Source organism: Rhodobacter lacus, assembly GCF_042683065.1.
Classification (GTDB): Bacteria; Pseudomonadota; Alphaproteobacteria; order Rhodobacterales; family Rhodobacteraceae; genus Rhodobacter; species Rhodobacter lacus.
This window is the reverse complement of sequence record NZ_JBHUIX010000011.1, coordinates 331,556-349,103: the sequence shown is the minus strand read 5'-3', so window position 1 is coordinate 349,103 and position 17,548 is coordinate 331,556. Positions and strand designations below refer to the sequence as shown.

Below are 17,548 nucleotides of genomic sequence, written 5' to 3'. Positions count from 1 at the left end.
CGAAACTCCCCACGTCAAAACTCGCCCCGCCAAAACCCGCGCCCGCTGCGCCGAAATGGACCGTTTCGCCCCGCGTCAAGGCTGTTAAGGTGGCGCCGTTTCGGAGGACGTCAGATGAGCCCGCACATTTCCCCCATGCGCTACCGCACCCTGCTTCTGGGCGGCACCGGCACGATTGGCCGGGCCACCGCCCGCGCCCTGATCGAGGCCGGGCATGGCGTGACCGCGCTGGTGCGCCCGGGCACGGACCCGGCGCTTTTGCCCGGCTGCACCCTGGTTGAGGGGGATGTGACGCAGCAGGGCCTTGTGGAGGATCTTCTGCGCAAGACCCCCCATGCGGCGATTGTCTCCTGCCTCGCAAGCCGCACCGGGGAGCCTGCCGACGCCTGGGCGATCGACCACCGCGCCCATTCGCTCGCCCTTGAGGCGGCGCTCGAAACCCGGGTGCAGCGATTCGTGCTTTTGTCGGCGATCTGCGTGCAAAAACCCCATCTCGCCTTCCAGAAAGCGAAAATCGCGTTTGAATCGCAGCTCCGCGCGTCGCCGCTGCACTGGTCAATCGTGCGCCCCACCGCCTTTTTCAAATCGCTCTCGGGGCAGGTGCCGCGTGTGCAGGCGGGCAAGCCCTTCCTCGTTTTTGGGGATGGCACCCGCACCGCCTGCAAGCCGATCTCGGATGCCGATCTTGGCCGCTTCATCGCCGCGTGCCTGACCGACCCCGCGAAAGAGCGCAAGATCCTGCCCATCGGCGGGCCGGGGCCGGCGATCACACCGCTCGATCAGGCGGCGATGCTCGAACGCCTGACCGGCAAGCCCGTGAAAATCAAGCATGTGCCCTTTGCGCTGATGGAGGGCATTGTCGGCGTGCTCTCCACGCTGGGGCGCGTTTCGCCCAAGCTCAAGGCGAAGGCCGAACTGGCCAAGATCGGGCGCTATTACGCCACCGAGAGCATGTTGTTGTGGAACCCCGAAACGCGCGCCTATGACGCCGATGCCACGCCCGAATTCGGCACCGACCGGCTTGAGGATCATTACGCCGCGATGCTGCGCGGCGAGGTGGGCGATGATCGCGGCGCGCATGCGATCTTTTGATCTCACGCGTTGGTGCGCCAAAGTGACGTGACAGCTTGTCGCGGGATGCTACCTTCGTAAAACCGCCTTTCCGGCGGCCGAGCGGAGGACAAAATGCAAAGGCGCCAGTTTCTGATGACCTCCTGCCTTGCCGCGCTGTGCGGCAAAGCGGGTCTTGCCCGGGCCGAAGAGGCTTTCGCGGTCATGCATAGCGATGCCGAATGGCAAAAGCTTCTGACCCCCGATCAATATGCGATCCTGCGCAAGCACGGCACGGAATACCCGTTTACCAGCGCGCTCCTGAACGAGCATCGCAGCGGAACATTTGCCTGCGCGGCCTGTGACAACCCTCTTTTCGCCTCGGGGACAAAATACGAAAGCGGCACCGGCTGGCCAAGCTTCTGGCAGCCGATCTCCGAGACCGCCGTGGGCGAAACAACGGACCGCTCGATGGGGATGACCCGCACCGAGGTGCATTGCGCGCGCTGTGGCGGGCATCTGGGCCATGTGTTCGAGGATGGGCCGCAGCCGACCGGGTTGCGCTACTGCATGAACGGCGTGGCCATGACCTTCCATCCGGCGGATGCCTGAGATGACGCTCGCCCTTCTTGCCTTTCTCGGTGGCGTGCTGACGATCCTGAGCCCCTGCATCCTGCCGGTGCTGCCCTTCGTGTTCGCCCGTGCCGGGCAACCGTTCTGGCGCGGTGCGGCCCCGATGCTTGCCGGCATGGCGCTGGCCTTTGCGGCGGTGGCCACGCTCGCGGCAATCGGCGGCGGATGGGCGGTTGCGGCGAACCAATGGGGGCGCTGGGCGGCTTTGGCCCTGCTGGCGGCCTTTGGGCTGATGCTCCTGTTTCCCGCTCTGTCGGACCGTTTTACCCGGCCTGTTGTGGCCTTGGGCAACCGGCTCTCGAGCGGGGCAGAAGCCCAACCCTCGGTGGCCGGATCGGCGCTTCTCGGGGGGGCGACGGGGCTTTTATGGGCGCCCTGCGCCGGGCCCATTCTCGGCCTCATCCTGACAGGCGCGGCGCTCAACGGGGCAAGCCTTGCGACTTCGGCGCTGCTTCTCGCCTATGCGCTCGGGGCCGCCACCGCGCTGGCGGTCGCCGCCTTTGCCGGGGGGAAGGTTTTTGCGCTCCTCAAACGGGGTCTGGGCTGGGGCGAGGGGGTACGGCGCGCGCTGGGCGTGGCCGTGCTGCTGGGGGTGGGCGCGATTGCGACGGGGCTTGATACGGGGGTTCTGACCCGGCTCTCGCTTGCCTCGACAAACCGGCTTGAGGCCGGGTTGATCGATACGTTGCAGGCGGAGCAGACCGCATCTGTCGTGATGCCCGAGGCGGGCGGGGCGATGATGATGCAGGGCGGCCCGGCGATGACAGGCCCCGCCATGACCGGTGGCCCCGCCATGACCGGTGGCCCGGCCATGATGATGGCTGCCGATCCGGCGATGACGGCGCCCGCCGCGGCGCTCCCCGTCGAGGGGCAGATGCCCTCGCTTGCGGGCGCGGTGCAATGGCTCAACTCTGAACCGCTCACGGCGGAAGACCTGCGCGGCAAGGTCGTGCTGATCGACTTCTGGACCTATTCCTGCATCAATTGCCTGCGCGCCTTGCCCTATGTGAAGGCTTGGGCCGAGGCTTACGGGCCGCAGGGGCTGGTGGTGATTGGCGTGCATGCGCCGGAATTCGCGTTTGAAAAGAACCCGCGCAATGTGGCGCGCGCGGTGGCGGATCTTGGCATCCCTTACCCCGTCGCGCTCGACAATGACTATGCGATCTGGCGCGCATTCCAAAACCGCTTCTGGCCCGCGCATTACTTCATCGATGCCGAGGGGCGCATTCGTCATCACCATTTTGGCGAAGGGGGCTACGCAGAATCCGAACAGGTGATCCAGCAATTGCTGGCTGAGGCGGGGCTGAGCAAGGTGGCACGGCCCCCGGCGGAAGTCACGGCCACGGGGGTTTCTGCCGCCGCAGATATGGCCGATGTGCTCTCGCCTGAAACCTACCTTGGTCATGCCCGCGCCGCGAACAATTTCAACGACGGGGGGTTGGTGGCGGATCTCCCCCACGACTATGCCGCGCCAGATGACCTGCGGCTCAACGAATGGGGGCTGGGCGGGCGCTGGAGTGTCGGTCCCGAAGCGTCAGAGCTTGTGGGCGACGACGGCGCGATCCGGTTTCGCTTCCATGCCCGCGATCTGCACCTTGTGCTTGCGCCCGGGGAAGCGCCCGTCCCCTTCACGGTGACGATCGACGGCAAGCCACCCGGGGAGGATGCGGGGCTGGATGTCGATGCGGCGGGCAAGGGCAGCGTCACCACCGAGCGGCTTTATCAACTCTACCGCGCCAAGGGGGAGGTTGGAGAGCATCTGTTCGAGATCCGCTTTCAAGCCCCCGGCGTGCAAGCTTTTGCCTTCACCTTCGGATAGGAGAGTCCCATGAAACGCCTGATCCTTGCGCTCGCGCTGAGCCTCCTGCCCGGCTTGGCGCCCGCCGAAGAGGGCCGCGAGATCCCGGCCTATGCGAGCCACATTGCCGAGACCGGGCCGCAGACGGCGGTTTTTGCGGGCGGCTGTTTTTGGGGCGTTCAAGGCGTGTTTCAGCACACCAAGGGGGTGATTTCTGCCACCTCGGGCTATGCGGGCGGCGCGGCGGGCACGGCGCAATATGAGCGGGTGAGCCGCGGCGATACCGGCCATGCCGAGGCGGTTCAGGTCATCTATGATCCGGCGCAGGTAAGCTATGGCGATCTGATGCGGATCTTTTTCTCGGTTGCGCATGATCCGACCGAGCTGAACCGGCAGGGGCCGGACGTGGGCCCGCAATACCGCTCGCTGATCGTGCCACAAACGGCGCAGCAGGAAAAAGCCGCGCGCAGCTATATTGGCGAACTGAACCGCGCCCGGGTCTTTCCGGCGGCGATCGTGACCCAGATCGAGGAAGACGCGCCCTTTTACCCGGCCGAGGCTTACCACCAGAACTTCCTCGCCCGGCATCCGATGCATCCCTACATCGTTCAGGAAGACCTGCCGAAGATCGACGCGCTCAAGCGCCTCTTTCCCGCGGCGTTCCGTGCCGATCCCGTGCTCTTGCCGCTAACGAACTGAGCGGAAAACCGATTTGCGCGCGGGGTTTGACTATGGTCAACTTCGCGCGGCACGGTTTGTGCCACAAGGGCGCGAGAGTGAAGGCGAGAGGACCGATGGAACCCGCAACCGAGAGCCGCGCCCCCCAATGCCCGTTTGCGCATCGCCGCCCGGTGAAGCCTCCACCGCGCCCTGAAAAGGTGGGGCCGAGAGAGTTCTTGCGCCTTGTGCGGCTCGATATTCTGGCGGTGCAACCGCAGCGGCTGTTTCGGGCTTGGATGGCGGAGTTCCGCTCGCCCTTCTTTACCTCCTATCTCTGCAACGACCCCGACCTTGTCGACCTCGTGCTGACAAGGCGGCCCCGTGATTTTCCCAAATCGCTGCGGCTCTTCGAAGGGCTGACCCCGCTGCTGGGTCATTCGATCTTCATCACCAACGGGCCGGAATGGGAGCGCCAGCGCCGCATCATCGACCCCGCTTTTGACGGCGGGCGCACCAAGGAGGTGATCCCGGCGATGTGGGATGCCGCCGCCTCGATGGTGGAGCGGATGCGCCCCTTTGCCGATGGTCGCCCGCTCGATGTGGAAGGGCAGGCGAGCCATGCCGCGCTTGATGTGATCTTCCGCACGCTGTTCTCGATCCCGGTCGAGCATGCGACGGCGAATGCGGTCTTTGATGCCTTCCGCGCGCATCAGGCCTCGCGCCCGATGGTGAACACCGGCACCCTTTTCAGCCTGCCGCGCTGGCTGCCCAAGCTGCGCTTTGGCGCCACCACGAAAACGGCCAGGCAGATCCGCGGGTTCATCTCGAGCCTGGTCGAGGCGCGCGCGGCAGAGATCGCGGCGGGCACCGCGCCCGATGACCTCGCCACCCGGATCATGACCACGCCCGACCCGGTCGACGGCAAATGTTTCAGCCCCGGCGAAATGGTTGATCAGGTCGGCATCTTCCTCCTTGCGGGCCATGAAACGGGGGCGGCAGCGCTTGCCTGGTCGCTCTATCTGATGGCGCTTTTCCCCGAATGGCAGGAAAAGCTGGCCGCCGAGGCGCTCGAGGTGATCGACGCCGAGAAAATCTATGCCTCCTCGGTGCCGCGCCTCAAGCTTGCCCGCGCGGTGTTCCGCGAATCGATGCGGCTTTACCCGCCGGTGCCGATGTATCTGCGCGAGACCGTGCAGGAGGAAGAGTTCCGCGGCCGCAAGGTGGCGAAAGGCTCGCTCATCGTCGTCAGCCCCTGGCACCTGCACCGCCATGAACGGATCTGGAAAGACCCCGACGATTTCGACCCGACCCGCTGGGACACGCCCGAGGGGCGCGAAAGCTCGCGGCTGTCTTATATTCCGTTCTCCGCCGGGCCGCGGGTCTGCCCCGGGGCAGGATTTGCGATGGCGGAGGGGCCGCTTCTGCTCGCCATGATGCTGCGCAGCTACCGGGTGGAATTGGTCGAAGGGCGCGAGCCGATGCCGGTGGCGCAACTCACCGTGCGCGGGCGTGACGGGATCTGGCTCAAGCTCACCCCCCGCGAAGGCGTGGCGCCGGTGCACTCGAGCGCGAAGGTGGCGGAGATGGAAGAGGCCTGAGAGTCAGCGCAGCCGCTGCACGATCTTGCCGATTTCGGCGCGCTCGGTGGCGGAGGTGAGGTCTTCTTCCGGGGGGCGCATCCAGACCTCCCGGCCCTGAAAACCAAAATCTCCGTCTTCCTCAAGCCGTTTGATCAGCCGCGACATGGTCTCGCGCTGCACCCCGATCAGATCGGCAAGGTCGGAGCGCGTCATCGGCAATTGCATCCGCATCATGCCGTCTTCAAAGCCGCCATGGCGGGCCATCAGCCATTTGAGAAGCTGCGCCAGCCGGTCCTTGTTCGAGGTGGTGGCAGCGGCGATGATCCGGGCATGGCTGCGGTCGATCTCGGCCACCGCGCGCACCATCAGCCGTTCCAGAATGGCCGGGTGGTTGCGCACCAGTTTCTCGGCGCTCATGCGGGTGACAGTGCAGACCCGCGAGGGCATCAGCGCCCGCGCCTCTGTCTGGTGCTCGCTGCGGCTCAGGAACGAGCGAAAGCCGATGATCTCGCCCGGATAGGCGAGCCGCATCAGTGTCGAGGAGCCATCCGGGTTGTGGCTGCGCAGCGCGATGAGCCCCTTGGAGACGCACAGCACGGCGTGGTTGCGGCTGCCCTGTTCAAACACCACCTCTCCCGCCGCCACTTCGCGGCGCGAGAAGCTGCCGTTCAGCTGCTGCACGGATCCAAGCCCGACCGGATGCCAGAGGCTCTTTTCATAGAAGATGCACCGCCCGCAGGGATGGTTGGGCAGTTCGGAGATCTCGGCCATGGCGCGCCTGTGCGATACGTGTATTCTACATATAACGCATTCGACGATCCGCGCGACTGCGACGCATGGTATCAGCCGGGCGGCCCCGCGGGGCAGGCCAGAAGCCTGTGAGATCCGTCATTTACAGCCGCAAGGGCGCAGATTAGAGGCGGACGGAGGCTCTGAAAGGAACGACACAGTGACGATGACGGACGAGACCGCCCACTCCGCGCATTCCTGCCCGGTCTCGCCCCCGCCGAAACCCGCGGCGCGGCAAGGCAAGGTCTCGCTGTGGCAGTATTTGCGGCTGTTCCAGCGCGATATTCTCTCCGCCCAGCCCGCGCATCTTTATCGCGCCTGGATGGCAGAGATGCGCACGCCCTTCTTCCGCTCCTTTCTGTGCAACGAGCCCGAACTCGTGCACCGGGTGCTGCGCGGCTCGGCGCATGACTTTCCAAAATCCGAGCGCATCCGCATGGGGTTGAAGCCGCTTTTGCGCGAGAGTGTCTTCATCACCAATGGCGCAACATGGGAGCATCAGCGCCGCATCATCGACCCGGCCTTCGAGGGCGGGCGGCTGCGCGAGGTGTTCCCGGCGATGTGGCAAAGCGGGGTGGCCGCGGTGAAGCGGCTAGAGTCGGCGGCCGATGGCACGCCGCACGAGATCGAGGCGGAAACGAGCCACGTGGCGATGGATGTGATCTTTCGCACCATGTTCTCGATGCCGATCGAACATGAGATCGCGCAGGCGGCCTTTGATGGCTTTCGCGCGCATCAGGCGGCGCATCCGGTGGCAAACCTCTCCGCCATTCTGCCGTTCCCGAAATGGTTCCCGAGCTTTCATTCCAGGAAGACCCGCGAGACGGCCGCGGCGATCCGCGCGTTGATTGGCCAGCTCGCCCAGATGCGTGCCGACGAGATTGCCGCGGGCACCGCGCCCGATGACCTCGCCACCAAGATCATGACCACGCCCGACCCGGAAACCGGCGCGGTGTTCGATACCGCCGAGATGGTCGATCAGGTGGCGATCTTCTTTCTGGCCGGGCATGAAACCTCGGCGGCGGCGCTCGCATGGTCGCTCTACCTGCTCGCCACGCATCCCGAATGGCAGGAGAAACTTGCGACCGAGGCGCAGGAAATCCTGACAGACGCGGAGCCGTCGTTTCAGGTGATGAGCCGGCTCAAGCTCGCGCGCGCGGTCTTCCGTGAGGCGATGCGGCTTTATCCGCCGGTGCCGATGTTCGTGCGCGAAGCCGCCTGCCCGATGACGTTCCGGGGGCGCCGCGTGCCGAAAGGGGCGCAGATCATCGTCTCGCCGTGGCATCTCCACCGCCATGAGCGGATCTGGGAGAACCCCGACGCTTTCGAACCCGGGCGTTGGGAGACCGAAAACGGCAAGGCCGGGTTGCGCGAGGCTTTCGTGCCGTTCTCCGAAGGGCCAAGGGTCTGCCCCGGGGCCGCCTTTGCCATGGCCGAGGGGCCGCTTCTGCTTTCGATGTTCCTGCGCGCGTTCCGTTTTGCGCCGGTTGAGGGCGCCGTGCCGATGCCGGTGGCGCATCTGACGGTGCGCTCCGACCACGGCATCCGGCTGAAGATCACGCCGCGCGGTTAAACCGAAATCGTCAGGCTGCGGTCGGCCAGGGCGGCATCGGCATGGCGGTGGCTGACAAAGATGATCCCGGCCTCGGGCAGAAGCTTTCGGAGCCCCGTCAGCGTGCCATGCGCGGTTGCGGCATCAAGCCCCTCTGTCGGCTCATCCAGCATCAGGATCGGGGGGCGGCGCAGCGCCGCGCGGGCAAGGGCGAGCCGTTTGGCCTGCCCGCCCGAAAGGCCCGAGCCCTGCGGGCCAAGGAGCGTTTGCAGCCCCTCGCGCGCGTGCAAAACGCCCGCCAGATGCACCGCCTCCAGCGCCTGCCACATCCGCGCTTCATCGCCCGCGCGTTCGGGCGGGAGGGCGAGGGCAAGGTTTTCCGCAATCGTGCCCGACATCAGCGCCGAGCGTTGCGGCACCAGCGTGAGTTTGGCGCGCAGCCGATCCTCGGGCCAGTCGGTGAGCGGCGCGCCCGAGAGCAGGATCTCGCCCGAGGTCGGGGTGATAAGCCCCGCAAGCGTGGACAGCAGCGTTGATTTTCCGGCGCCCGAGGGGCCGGTGATCAAAAGCGTCTCGCCCGGCGCGAGGGTGAAGGAGAGCGGGCCATAGCTTGCCCGCGCCGCGCCGGGGCGGCGGTGGACAAGGGCGCGGGTTTCCAGAAGCGGCGCCCCCGCGCGCGGAGCGGGCGCAGCTTTCGGCGTGGGCCGCGCGGGCGTGTCGACGAGCGTCAGCACGCGCTGGGCCGCGCCCTGCATCCGGCCCCATTCGGCAAGGCCGCGGCGCAGGGTGGTGAGCGTTTCCGCAAGCGCCAGCGCCACGAAAAAGCCGATTGCCGCCTCGGCGGGGCTGATTTCTCCGGCTTCCGCGGCAAGGCCCCCCATCAGGAGCGCGGCGGTGGCCGCAAGCCCCGAAGCGAGCGCAAGCGCCGCACCGGACCAGAGGTCGATCACATCGAGGCGCTGATGCGCGGCCTCTTCGGCGCGCACGGCATCAAGCGCGCCATCGGTTTGCCGCTCAAGCGCGCCCGCGACGGCGAGATCTGCGCGGTTGCGCATCAGATCGAGGCTCGCGGCGCGGATCGCCTGCAGGCTCGCCTCGGCGGCGGCGGCGGGGGCATGGGCGGTGAGCGCGGTGAGTGTCAGGATGGCGATGCCACCGAGCGCATAGATCGCAAGCACGGCAAGAGCGGTGCCGGGGGTCACAAGGAACCAGAGCGCCACGAAGGCCGCGGCCTGGGTGGCGCAGGCGGCAAGGAAGGGCAGCACGAGGCGCAGCATCAGCCCGTCGAGCGCGTCGATATCGGCGGTGAGGCGGTTGAGCGCTTCGGCGCCGCGCAACCGGGCCTGCACCTCATGCGGCAGCCGTGTGATTCCGGCGTGAACGGCGCCGCGCAGGCGGGCAAGCGCGCGCAAGGTGGCGTCATGGCTCAGCATCCGTTCGCCATAGCGAGCGGCGGCGCGGCCGAGGGCGAGGAACCGCACCCCCGCCGAGGGGCGGAAGAAATCAAAGGCGATGCCGACCCCGGCGATGCCGGCCGCCGCCGAGGCGGTGACGAACCAGCCCGAGAGGCCGAGCAGGGCCGCCCCCATCACCATCACGAGGATCGAGAGCACGAGACCGCGGAAAAAGGCCATGCGCTCGGTTTCGGAAATCAGCCGGGCAACGGCGAGCAGCGCTTTCATGCCAGACCTCCCGGCTCAAGGGTAATCACCCGGTCGCAAGCGGCGATGACGGTCGGGTCATGGCTGGCGATAAGGAGCGCCGCGCCCTTCGCGCGCAGCGCCATCAACCCGGCCATCACCGCCTCTGCGGTCTCGGCATCAAGGTCGGCGGTGGGTTCATCGGCCAGAATCAGGCTGGCGCGGGCATGGTGGGCGCGTGCCAGCATCAGCCGGCGCGCCTCGCCCCCCGAAACGCCGCCGCCGATATCACCGAGCGGCGTGGCAAGCCCCTCGGGCAGCGCGGCGATGATATCTTCGGCCCGCGCGGCCTTGAGCGCGGCGGCCAGATCCCCCGCGCGGCCCAGCGTGATCGCCTCTGCGAGCGGCGCGGCAATGAATTGCGGCGCTTGCGGCAGCCAGCCCATCGCAGCGCGGATCGCATCGGCGCTTTCGTCATCGAGCGCGGTCTCGCCCCAGCGGATCTCTCCGGCATCGGGGCGGATAAGACCGGCAAGCGCCGCGAGAAGCGTGGTTTTTCCGGCGCCCGAAGGGCCGGAAAGCGCCACCGCCTCGCCCGGCGCAATGGCGCCGTCGGCAAAGCGGATCGGCGCGGCCCCGGGGGCGGGGCGCAGGTTCAAGCCCTCCCATGCGAGCGCGGCGGGGGCCGGCGCAGGGGCGGGCGTGCCATAGCCAAGCAACGTTCCCTCGCGCGCGAGCACCTCTTTTGCGGCGGCGAGTTCGGTGGCCACCGCCAGCGCCGCGGCCCGGTCATGCCAGGCGGCAGAGAGATCGCGCATCGGCTGGAATACGGTCGGGGCGATCATCAACAGGAAGATCCCGGCCTCTGCGTTCAGCGGCGCCCCCCAGGAGCCCCAGGGGATCTCGCCCAGCAGGTTGAAGCCAACGTAAATCGCCACCAGCGCCACGCCGAGCGCGGAAAACAGCTCCAGCACGGTCGAGGAGAGGAACGCCACGGCCAGCACTTTCATCGTGCGCGCGCGCAACCGCTCAAAAACATCGGCAAGATCGGTGCCCGCTCGCGTTTCGGCGCCGATCAGCCGCAGGTCGGTGACAGCGGCAATGCGGTCGACGAGGGCGCCATTGAGCGTGCCGATCTGCACCATCTGCCGTTCGGAGGCCTCCTGCGCGGCAATCCCGATCAGCGCCATGAAGATCGGAATCAGCGGCAGCGCGATCAGGAAGATCAGCACCGCGATCCAGCTGAACGGCAGCGTGATGGCGATCAGCGCGAGCGGCACGATTCTTGAGCGCATCATCGCCGGGCTGTAGCGCGCGGCAAAGGGGCCGAGCAGGGCGAGCTTTTCCCCCGCGAGCGCCGCGAGTTCGGCGGGGGTGAGGCCGGAGGCGCGGGCATCGAGCCGGGCCGCCGCGCGCAAAAGCGCCTGGCGCTCGGTGGCGACGAGCCGGGTCGAGGCGCGGCTGGCGAGCCCCTGCGCGGCGGCATCGAGCAGCGCGCGCAGCGCCATCAGCGCCAAAAAGCCCGCCGAGGCCTCCCAGATCGGGAGCAGCACCGGGGGTTCGAGCAGCCCGCCGATGGCCAGCGCGACAAGGGCCGCCTGCGCGGCCCAAAGCAGTTCGGAGACAGCGGCGAGCAGGCCCGCCAGACGCAAGCGCCCCGCCACCGGGGCGACAAGGCGGGCCAGTTCGGCCTTGGCGGAAGAGGTGGAAGAATCGGTCTTGGTCATGCGGTCAGAAAGGCAGGGCGCGCGGGCGCGCAATGGCAATTGCGAAACCGGGAGAGCCCCGGCCCCGGCAAGCTCTATCACCCTCTCGCGTCAACCGCCACCACGCAGCGGTTGACGTAACGACCGGCACAGGGCAAGGCAACACGATGACCAAAGGGATCGAGATCAACAATGTCGCGCTGGCGCGCGAGGGACAGCCGGTGTTTGCCGCGCTGAGCTTGCGGCTTGCCGAGCGGCGCATCGGTGTGGTGGGGCGCAACGGTGCCGGGAAGTCTTCGCTCATTCGGCTGCTGGCCGGGCTGATGGCGCCGCAGGCGGGGCAGGTGCGGGTTGAGGGGGTCGATGTTGTGCGTGACCGGCGCGCGGCCCTCCACACGGTTGGAATCCTGTTCCAAAACCCTGATCACCAGATCATTTTTCCGGTGGTGATCGAAGAAATCGCCTTCGGGCTTGAGCAGATGGGTCTGCCGCGGGCCGAGGCGCGGGCGCGGGCGCAACAGGTTCTGGAGCGCCACGGGCGCGCGGACTGGGCCGAGCGGCTCTGCCATACGCTCTCGCAGGGGCAGCGCCAGCTTCTGTGCCTGATGGCGGTGCTGGCAATGCAACCGCGCTGGATCTTTTTTGACGAGCCATTCGCGAGCCTCGATCTGCCCACCACGCTCGCCGTCGAGGCGCGCATTGCGGCGCTGGATCAAAATGTCGTGCTTGTCACCCATGACCCGGCCCGGGTCGCCGGTTTCGACCGCATTTTGTGGCTCGAAGCCGGGGAGGTGGTGGCCGATGGCGCGCCCGATGAGGTGCTGCCGCGCTACCGCGCCGCGATGGAAGCGCTGGCGAAAGATCTCGCATGCTGAGCCTTGCGCTCCCCCGCCGCAGCTGGGCGCATCGGCTTCCGGCGAGCGCCAAATTCGCCACGCTGGCGCTGCTGATGGTGGCGCTGATGCAAATCGGCGCGCTCGCGGGCCAGATAGCGGGCTTTGCGCTCGCGCTGGCGCTCACGCTCAGCCTTGGCCTTACCGCCGCGCGCATCGCCCTGCGGGCGCTCCGCCCGATTGTCTGGATCGTTGCGGTGATCTTGCTGTGGCAGCTCTGGTTGGGGGAGCTGCGCCAGGGCATCACCTTTGCGATCCGGGTTGTGACCATGGTGGCGCTGGCGAATTTCGTCACCCTCACCACGCCGCTGCCGGAGATCATCGCCTTGGTCGAGCGGCTCGCGGCGCCTCTGGCGCGGATCGGCATCGCGCCCCGGCTCCCGGCGCTTGCGGTGGGGCTGGTCTTGCGGTTCATCCCCGAGGTGCGGGCGCGCTATGCCGTGATCGGCGAGGCATGGCGGGCGCGCTCTGCCCGTCGCCCCGGCACGCGGATTATCGCGCCGCTGGCCTTTTCGCTGCTTGACGACGCGGACCATTTGGCCGAAGCCCTCAAGGCCCGGGGCGGCATTGCCCCTTTGCCGATAGGGAGTGAGCGGCATGGAACGTAACCTGACACTGATTGTTCTGTTTTCGGCGCTGATCGTCGTGCTCGGGCTTGTGCCCGCGATCCCGCTTGGATTTGGTGTGCCGATCACCATGCAATCGCTTGGCGTGATGCTTGCCGGGGCCGTTCTGGGCAGCTGGCGCGGCGCGCTGGCGGTGCTTTTGGTGCAGTTTCTCGTGGCGCTCGGGCTGCCGGTGCTTGCGGGCGGGCGGGGCGGGCTTGGCGTCTTTGTGGGCCCGACCGCGGGCTTCCTGATCGGCTGGCTTCCGGCGGCCTTTGTCACCGGTCTTGTGGTCGAGCGCATCCGCGCCCTGCCGGTGGCCATCGGCGCCGGGATCGGTGCGGCGCTCGGCGGCATCGTTGTGCTTTATGCGCTCGGGATCGGCGGCTTCTGGCTTTTCAAGAATGCTGCGTTGCAGCCCGGCGACACGCCGATGAGCCTTTGGGCGGCAACGCTGATCATGGCGCCCTTCATCCCCGGAGACATGGTGAAGGTGGTGCTGGCAGGTCTTATTGCCCGCACGATCGCGCGCTACCGCCCCTCGGCCTTGATCGCGCGCAGCTGAGCTGCCCCCGCGACAATCTGGCAAAACTGCTTGGTTGTCGCGCAACACACGGGAATGTGGCCCATTTTCTGCACTTGACAGGGCGTTTGGTGGCGCCCTGTCATGAAAATTTCGTGTCCTCGTAACCGAAGCGTCTTCCCCCGCGTTCATGGCGTAGATGCGCCAACACCGGGGGCTATGATGTTCGACACCACACTTTCCACGCCACGTCGCCGCGTTCGGAGCCTGTTCCTCTCCGATCTCCATATGGGGGCGCGCGGGTGCCGGGCGGACGATATTCTGGAATTTCTCAATTCTGTGGATGCCGAGACGATTTATCTCGTCGGCGATATCCTCGACATCTGGCATCCGGGCAAGGTGCATTGGGGGCCAAAGCAGGATGCGATCTGGGAGGAACTCACGCGCCGTCAGGCCGAGGGCACCCGCGTTGTCTATCTGCCCGGCAACCACGATGCCGCGCTGCGCGAAGGCGGCGGTGGTCGGCTCGATCGGTTCGAATGCACCGACAGTCTGACCCATGTGGCGGCCGATGGCACGCGCTACCTCGTGATCCATGGCGATCAATGCGATGCACGGATCTTCCGCTTCCATCTGATGACCCGGATCGGCTCGCGCGGCGATGCGGCCTTGCGGGCCGTTGATGCCTGGCTGCGCCGCCTGCGCCCCTCGATGGAGCGCGGCCTCTTTGAACTCCTGATCTCCGGGGTGAACCAGTTGATGATGGTGGGCAACGGCTTCGAAAAGCGGCTCGCGGCGCTCGCCCGGACGCAAGGCCATGATGGCGTGATCTGCGGTCACTTCCACAAGGCTGCGCTGCGCCGGATCGAGGGGAGCATCATCTATGCAAACTGCGGCGACTGGATGGACAGCCGGACCGCGCTGATCGAAGGCTTTGACGGCGCCCTCAAGCTGATCGAATGGCAGGCGCAAGCGGTGGCGGCTCCGGTCGCGCCGCAGCCCGCGTTGGCCGGGGTGGCGCAATGATCGCTGCCGTCCTTGCCGCCTTTGCCTTGCTTGCCCTTGCCCTCCATCTTGCCTCCGCTGCGCTGACGGCGTGGCGCTACCGTCGCCCGACACCGCGGATTCTGCCGGCCCCCCCGCCGATGGTCACGCTGCTGCGCCCGGTCTGCGGCCTTGATACCCATGATGCCGAAACGCTCGGCTCCAGCTTTCGCCTCAGCTATCCGCGGCTCGAGATCCTTTTTTGCGCCGCGCATGAGGATGACCCGGCGGTGGCGCTGCTGCGTCGGCTGATCGCCGCGAACCCCGGCGTGAACGCCCGCGTGCTGGTGGGCGAGGACCGGATCACCGCGAACCCCAAGCTCAACAACCTCGAAAAGGGGTGGCAGGCAGCCAAGGGCGATTTCGTGGCGATGACCGATGCAAACCTGCTGCTTCCGCCTGATTATATCGAGCAATTGCTGGCCGCCTTCCGCCCGGATACCGGGCTTGTCACCTCGCCGCCCATCGGTGTGCGCGGCGAAGGGCTTGCGGCGGCGCTCGAATGCGCTTTTCTCAACGGTTTTCAGGCGCGCTGGCAGCTTGCGGCCGACAGCCTTGGCCTTGGCTTTGCGCAGGGCAAAACGCTGATGTGGCGCCGCGAGGTGCTGGAGCGCGCAGGCGGGCTGGTGAGCCTTGGGCGCGATCTGGCCGAAGATGTGGCCTCGACCAAACGCGTGCGCGCGCAGGGCCTCAAGGTGCGCCTCACCCGTCAGGCTTTCACGCAGCCGGTCGGGCCGCGCAGCCTTGGCGCGGTCTGGGCGCGGCAATTGCGCTGGGCGCGGGTGCGGCGCGACGGGTTCGCGGGGCTTTTTGCCGCCGAGATCCTGCTGGGGCCCTTTGTGCCGCTGGTGGCGCTCGTGCCCGCCTGCGGATGGGTGACGGCACCGCTCGCGCTGCCCTTCCTCGGGCTTTGGTATGGGGCGGAGCTTGGGCTGATGCGCTTTGCCGGCTGGCCGGCGAAACGGGAAGACATCATCGCAATGGTGCTGCGCGATCTGCTGCTTGCGCCCCTCTGGGTGCAGACATGGCGTGCGCGCGGCTTCGAGTGGCGCGGCACGGCGATGGCGCCGGGCACCGCACAGGAGGTGAAGGCATGAGAGGGCTGAGCTGCATCATTCCCGCCTATAACGAGGCGCCACGGATCGAGGCTGTGCTGAATTCGGTGGTGGGGCATCCGCTGATTGACGAGGTGATCGTCGTCGATGACGGCTCGCGCGATGGCACTGCCGAGATCGCTGCGCGCGTGCAAGGTGTGCGGCTGATCCGCCTGCCGCAAAACCGCGGCAAGAGCTGGGCGGTGGCGGAGGGGGTGGCCGCAGCCGAGCATGAGCTGATCTTGCTGCTCGACAGCGATCTTCTGGGGCTTGCGCCGGAATCGCTCGCGGCGCTGATCTTCCCGGTGCGGGAGGGCCGTGCCGATGTCACGATTTCGCTGCGCGGCAATGCGCCCTTGCTGTGGCGCCTGATCGGGCTTGATTACATCTCCGGTGAGAGGGTGCTGCCGCGCGCATTGATCGGCGCGCCCGAGGCCCTTCGCGCGCTGCCGCGTTTCGGGCTTGAGATGCACCTGAACCGGCGCATGATCGCGGCGCGCGCGCGGATCATGGTGGTGCTCTGGCCACAGGTGGCGAGCCCGTGGAAAGGCACGAAGCGCGGGCGCTGGGCAGGCATCAAGGCCGATGTGGCGATGCTCGCCGACATGTTCCGCACCGTATCGCTTCCCGCGGCAATGGCGCAGATCTGGGCAATGCGCGGGTTGCGCGCCTGATCTCAGCTGCGCCCCGTGTCTCGGGGCGGATCGGGCAGCGCGCCGAATTCGACAAGGAACTTGGCCGAAAGCGGCAAGCTCGCCGCGCCAAGCGCGCGCGCCTGCGGCCCGGCGGTGCCCGCGATGAGTGTGGGCCGGGTCATGCCGGACAGCGGGAGGCGGTCGAGTTCGGCTTCGATCCCGGCAATCAGCCGCGCGCGGAGGGATTCGGGCATCCAGCCATCCACCACCATCGCCTGCAGATCGCACAAAGCCCCGGCGGATGCGCCCACATGCGCAAGGGCGCGGGCCGCCTTGGCAAGCCATGGCCCGATGATCTCTTCCTCAAGCTGCCAATCTGGCGCCGCTTCCCACAGAAAGCCGCCATCGCGCCCGCGGGCGGCAAGCTGCTGCTCAAGCGCCGAGAGCGAGGCGAGGTCGACCAGCTGGCGCGTGCCCCCGCGCCCGTCCGGCACGGGCATCGAGGCCAGCGCCCCGGCATTGCCGCTTTGCCCGGCGAACATCGAGCCCGAAAGCACGAGCCCGCCGCCGACGAAGAAGCCAAGAAACACATAAACAAAATTTCGCGGCAGCGGGTTGGTGCCAAAGATCAGCTCGGCATTGCAGGCGGCAGAGGCATCGTTTTCCAAAAGCACCGGCCAAGGCAGATCCGCGGCAAGCTCGGCGCGGATATCGCGCGTGCCCCAGGCGTCCATGGCGCCCGGTTGCAGCCCAAGGCTCTCTGCCCAGTCCCAAAGCTGGAACGGCAGGCCGATGCCCAGCCCCTGAATCCGGCTTTTGAGCGCTTCCGGGAGCGGGCGGGTCAGCTCCATCGCGGCGCTGCGGGCAAAGTTCAAAACGCCATCGGGGCTGGGGTGATCGTGGCGCATCATCTGCGCGGCCCGCGTGTTGCCGAGAAAATCGATCAACACCATCTCGGTGCGCCGGCGCCCGACCTTGAGGCCGAGAAACAGCGCCCCCTCCGCCTCAAGCGACATCGGCACCGTGGGCTGCCCGACCTTGCCCCGCACCGGCTCCTCGCGCCGCAAGAGCCCGGCCGCCTCCAGCCCGCGCATGATCACCGAAACGGTCTGCGCCGAAAGCCCGGTCAGCCGGGCAATCTCCGATTTCGCCAAGGCGCCATGGCGGCGGATCAGCGACAGAACCAGCCGTTCGTTATGCGCGCGCATCGCAGAGTGATCGGCGCCGATCTTTCCCGATGGCGCGGGTGACTCGCGTCCGGTATCGTCTTTAGACGTTGCTTGCACGTCATCCTCCTGCGGCTTGGCGCAGAATGGCGCGCCCGCCCGGAAGGGTCAAGAAATAAT

The 17,548-nt window shown here is 67.3% G+C and carries 16 protein-coding genes; 12 read left to right on the top strand and 4 right to left on the bottom strand.

Features of this window, described 5'->3' with window-relative positions; genetic code table 11:
- Positions 1-114: 114 nt before the first annotated feature.
- The 5 genes from ACFSM0_RS11280 (at position 115) to ACFSM0_RS11260 (ending at position 5,739) form a co-directional block, all read left to right on the top strand.
- Entirely contained in the window at positions 115-1,092 is a 978-nt protein-coding gene (locus tag ACFSM0_RS11280; RefSeq protein ID WP_377390372.1) for an NAD(P)H-binding protein, read from the top strand.
- A gap of 93 nt (positions 1,093-1,185) precedes the next feature.
- Entirely contained in the window at positions 1,186-1,662 is a 477-nt protein-coding gene (gene msrB / locus ACFSM0_RS11275) for a peptide-methionine (R)-S-oxide reductase MsrB (RefSeq protein WP_377390370.1), read from the top strand.
- 1 nt (position 1,663) lies between these two features.
- Complete coding sequence (locus tag ACFSM0_RS11270; protein WP_377390368.1) at positions 1,664-3,502, top strand: cytochrome c biogenesis protein DipZ; 1,839 nt, start codon at positions 1,664-1,666, stop codon at positions 3,500-3,502.
- A 9-nt stretch (positions 3,503-3,511) separates the two neighbouring features.
- Positions 3,512-4,180 (top strand): peptide-methionine (S)-S-oxide reductase MsrA, encoded by a 669-nt coding sequence (msrA, locus tag ACFSM0_RS11265; RefSeq protein WP_377390366.1) that lies wholly within the window; start codon positions 3,512-3,514, stop codon positions 4,178-4,180.
- 95 nt (positions 4,181-4,275) lie between these two features.
- Complete coding sequence (locus tag ACFSM0_RS11260; RefSeq protein ID WP_377390364.1) at positions 4,276-5,739, top strand: cytochrome P450; 1,464 nt, start codon at positions 4,276-4,278, stop codon at positions 5,737-5,739.
- Positions 5,740-5,742: 3 nt separating this feature from the next.
- Here the strand turns inward: ACFSM0_RS11260 and ACFSM0_RS11255 are convergent, their stop codons facing one another.
- A complete protein-coding gene (locus ACFSM0_RS11255) occupies positions 5,743-6,492 on the bottom strand; it encodes a Crp/Fnr family transcriptional regulator (RefSeq protein WP_377390362.1) in 750 nt (249 codons plus the stop codon).
- Between the two features lie 184 nt (positions 6,493-6,676).
- Here ACFSM0_RS11255 and ACFSM0_RS11250 point away from each other — a divergent pair, with 184 nt between their 5' ends.
- Positions 6,677-8,083, top strand: a complete 1,407-nt coding sequence (locus tag ACFSM0_RS11250) for a cytochrome P450 (protein WP_377390580.1) — start codon at positions 6,677-6,679, stop codon at positions 8,081-8,083.
- On the opposite strand, the gene cydC is transcribed toward ACFSM0_RS11250, so the two are convergent.
- Both cydC and ACFSM0_RS11240 read right to left on the bottom strand, forming a co-directional pair.
- Positions 8,080-9,744: a thiol reductant ABC exporter subunit CydC gene (gene cydC / locus ACFSM0_RS11245; RefSeq protein WP_377390360.1), complete on the bottom strand. Its 1,665-nt coding sequence runs from the start codon at positions 9,742-9,744 to the stop codon at positions 8,080-8,082. The two genes, ACFSM0_RS11250 and cydC, sit on opposite strands and share 4 nt — an antisense overlap.
- Positions 9,741-11,429: an ATP-binding cassette domain-containing protein gene (locus ACFSM0_RS11240; RefSeq protein WP_377390358.1), complete on the bottom strand. Its 1,689-nt coding sequence runs from the start codon at positions 11,427-11,429 to the stop codon at positions 9,741-9,743. Before ACFSM0_RS11240 ends, cydC begins: the two co-directional genes overlap by 4 nt.
- A 146-nt stretch (positions 11,430-11,575) precedes the next feature.
- Between ACFSM0_RS11240 and ACFSM0_RS11235 the strand changes: the two genes are divergently transcribed.
- The 6 genes from ACFSM0_RS11235 (at position 11,576) to ACFSM0_RS11210 (ending at position 16,241) form a co-directional block, all read left to right on the top strand.
- Positions 11,576-12,283 (top strand): energy-coupling factor ABC transporter ATP-binding protein, encoded by a 708-nt coding sequence (locus ACFSM0_RS11235; protein WP_377390356.1) that lies wholly within the window; start codon positions 11,576-11,578, stop codon positions 12,281-12,283.
- Positions 12,277-12,909, top strand: a complete 633-nt coding sequence (locus ACFSM0_RS11230) for an energy-coupling factor transporter transmembrane component T family protein (RefSeq protein ID WP_377390354.1) — start codon at positions 12,277-12,279, stop codon at positions 12,907-12,909. The genes ACFSM0_RS11235 and ACFSM0_RS11230 overlap by 7 nt, the downstream gene beginning before the upstream one ends.
- Positions 12,899-13,471, top strand: coding sequence for a biotin transporter BioY (locus tag ACFSM0_RS11225; protein WP_377390352.1), 573 nt, complete (start codon positions 12,899-12,901; stop codon positions 13,469-13,471). Before ACFSM0_RS11230 ends, ACFSM0_RS11225 begins: the two co-directional genes overlap by 11 nt.
- 180 nt (positions 13,472-13,651) lie before the next feature.
- The gene (locus ACFSM0_RS11220; RefSeq protein ID WP_377390350.1) at positions 13,652-14,455 is read left to right on the top strand and encodes a UDP-2,3-diacylglucosamine diphosphatase; all 804 of its coding nucleotides are present in this window, start codon (positions 13,652-13,654) and stop codon (positions 14,453-14,455) included.
- On the top strand, positions 14,452-15,570 hold the full coding sequence (locus ACFSM0_RS11215) for a ceramide glucosyltransferase (RefSeq protein WP_377390348.1): 1,119 nt from the start codon (positions 14,452-14,454) through the stop codon (positions 15,568-15,570). The genes ACFSM0_RS11220 and ACFSM0_RS11215 overlap by 4 nt, the downstream gene beginning before the upstream one ends.
- On the top strand, positions 15,567-16,241 hold the full coding sequence (locus tag ACFSM0_RS11210; protein WP_377390346.1) for a glycosyltransferase: 675 nt from the start codon (positions 15,567-15,569) through the stop codon (positions 16,239-16,241). Before ACFSM0_RS11215 ends, ACFSM0_RS11210 begins: the two co-directional genes overlap by 4 nt.
- Positions 16,242-16,243: 2 nt before the next feature.
- Here the strand turns inward: ACFSM0_RS11210 and ACFSM0_RS11205 are convergent, their stop codons facing one another.
- Complete coding sequence (locus tag ACFSM0_RS11205; protein ID WP_377390344.1) at positions 16,244-17,488, bottom strand: ROK family transcriptional regulator; 1,245 nt, start codon at positions 17,486-17,488, stop codon at positions 16,244-16,246.
- Between the last annotated feature and the right edge of the window lie 60 nt (positions 17,489-17,548).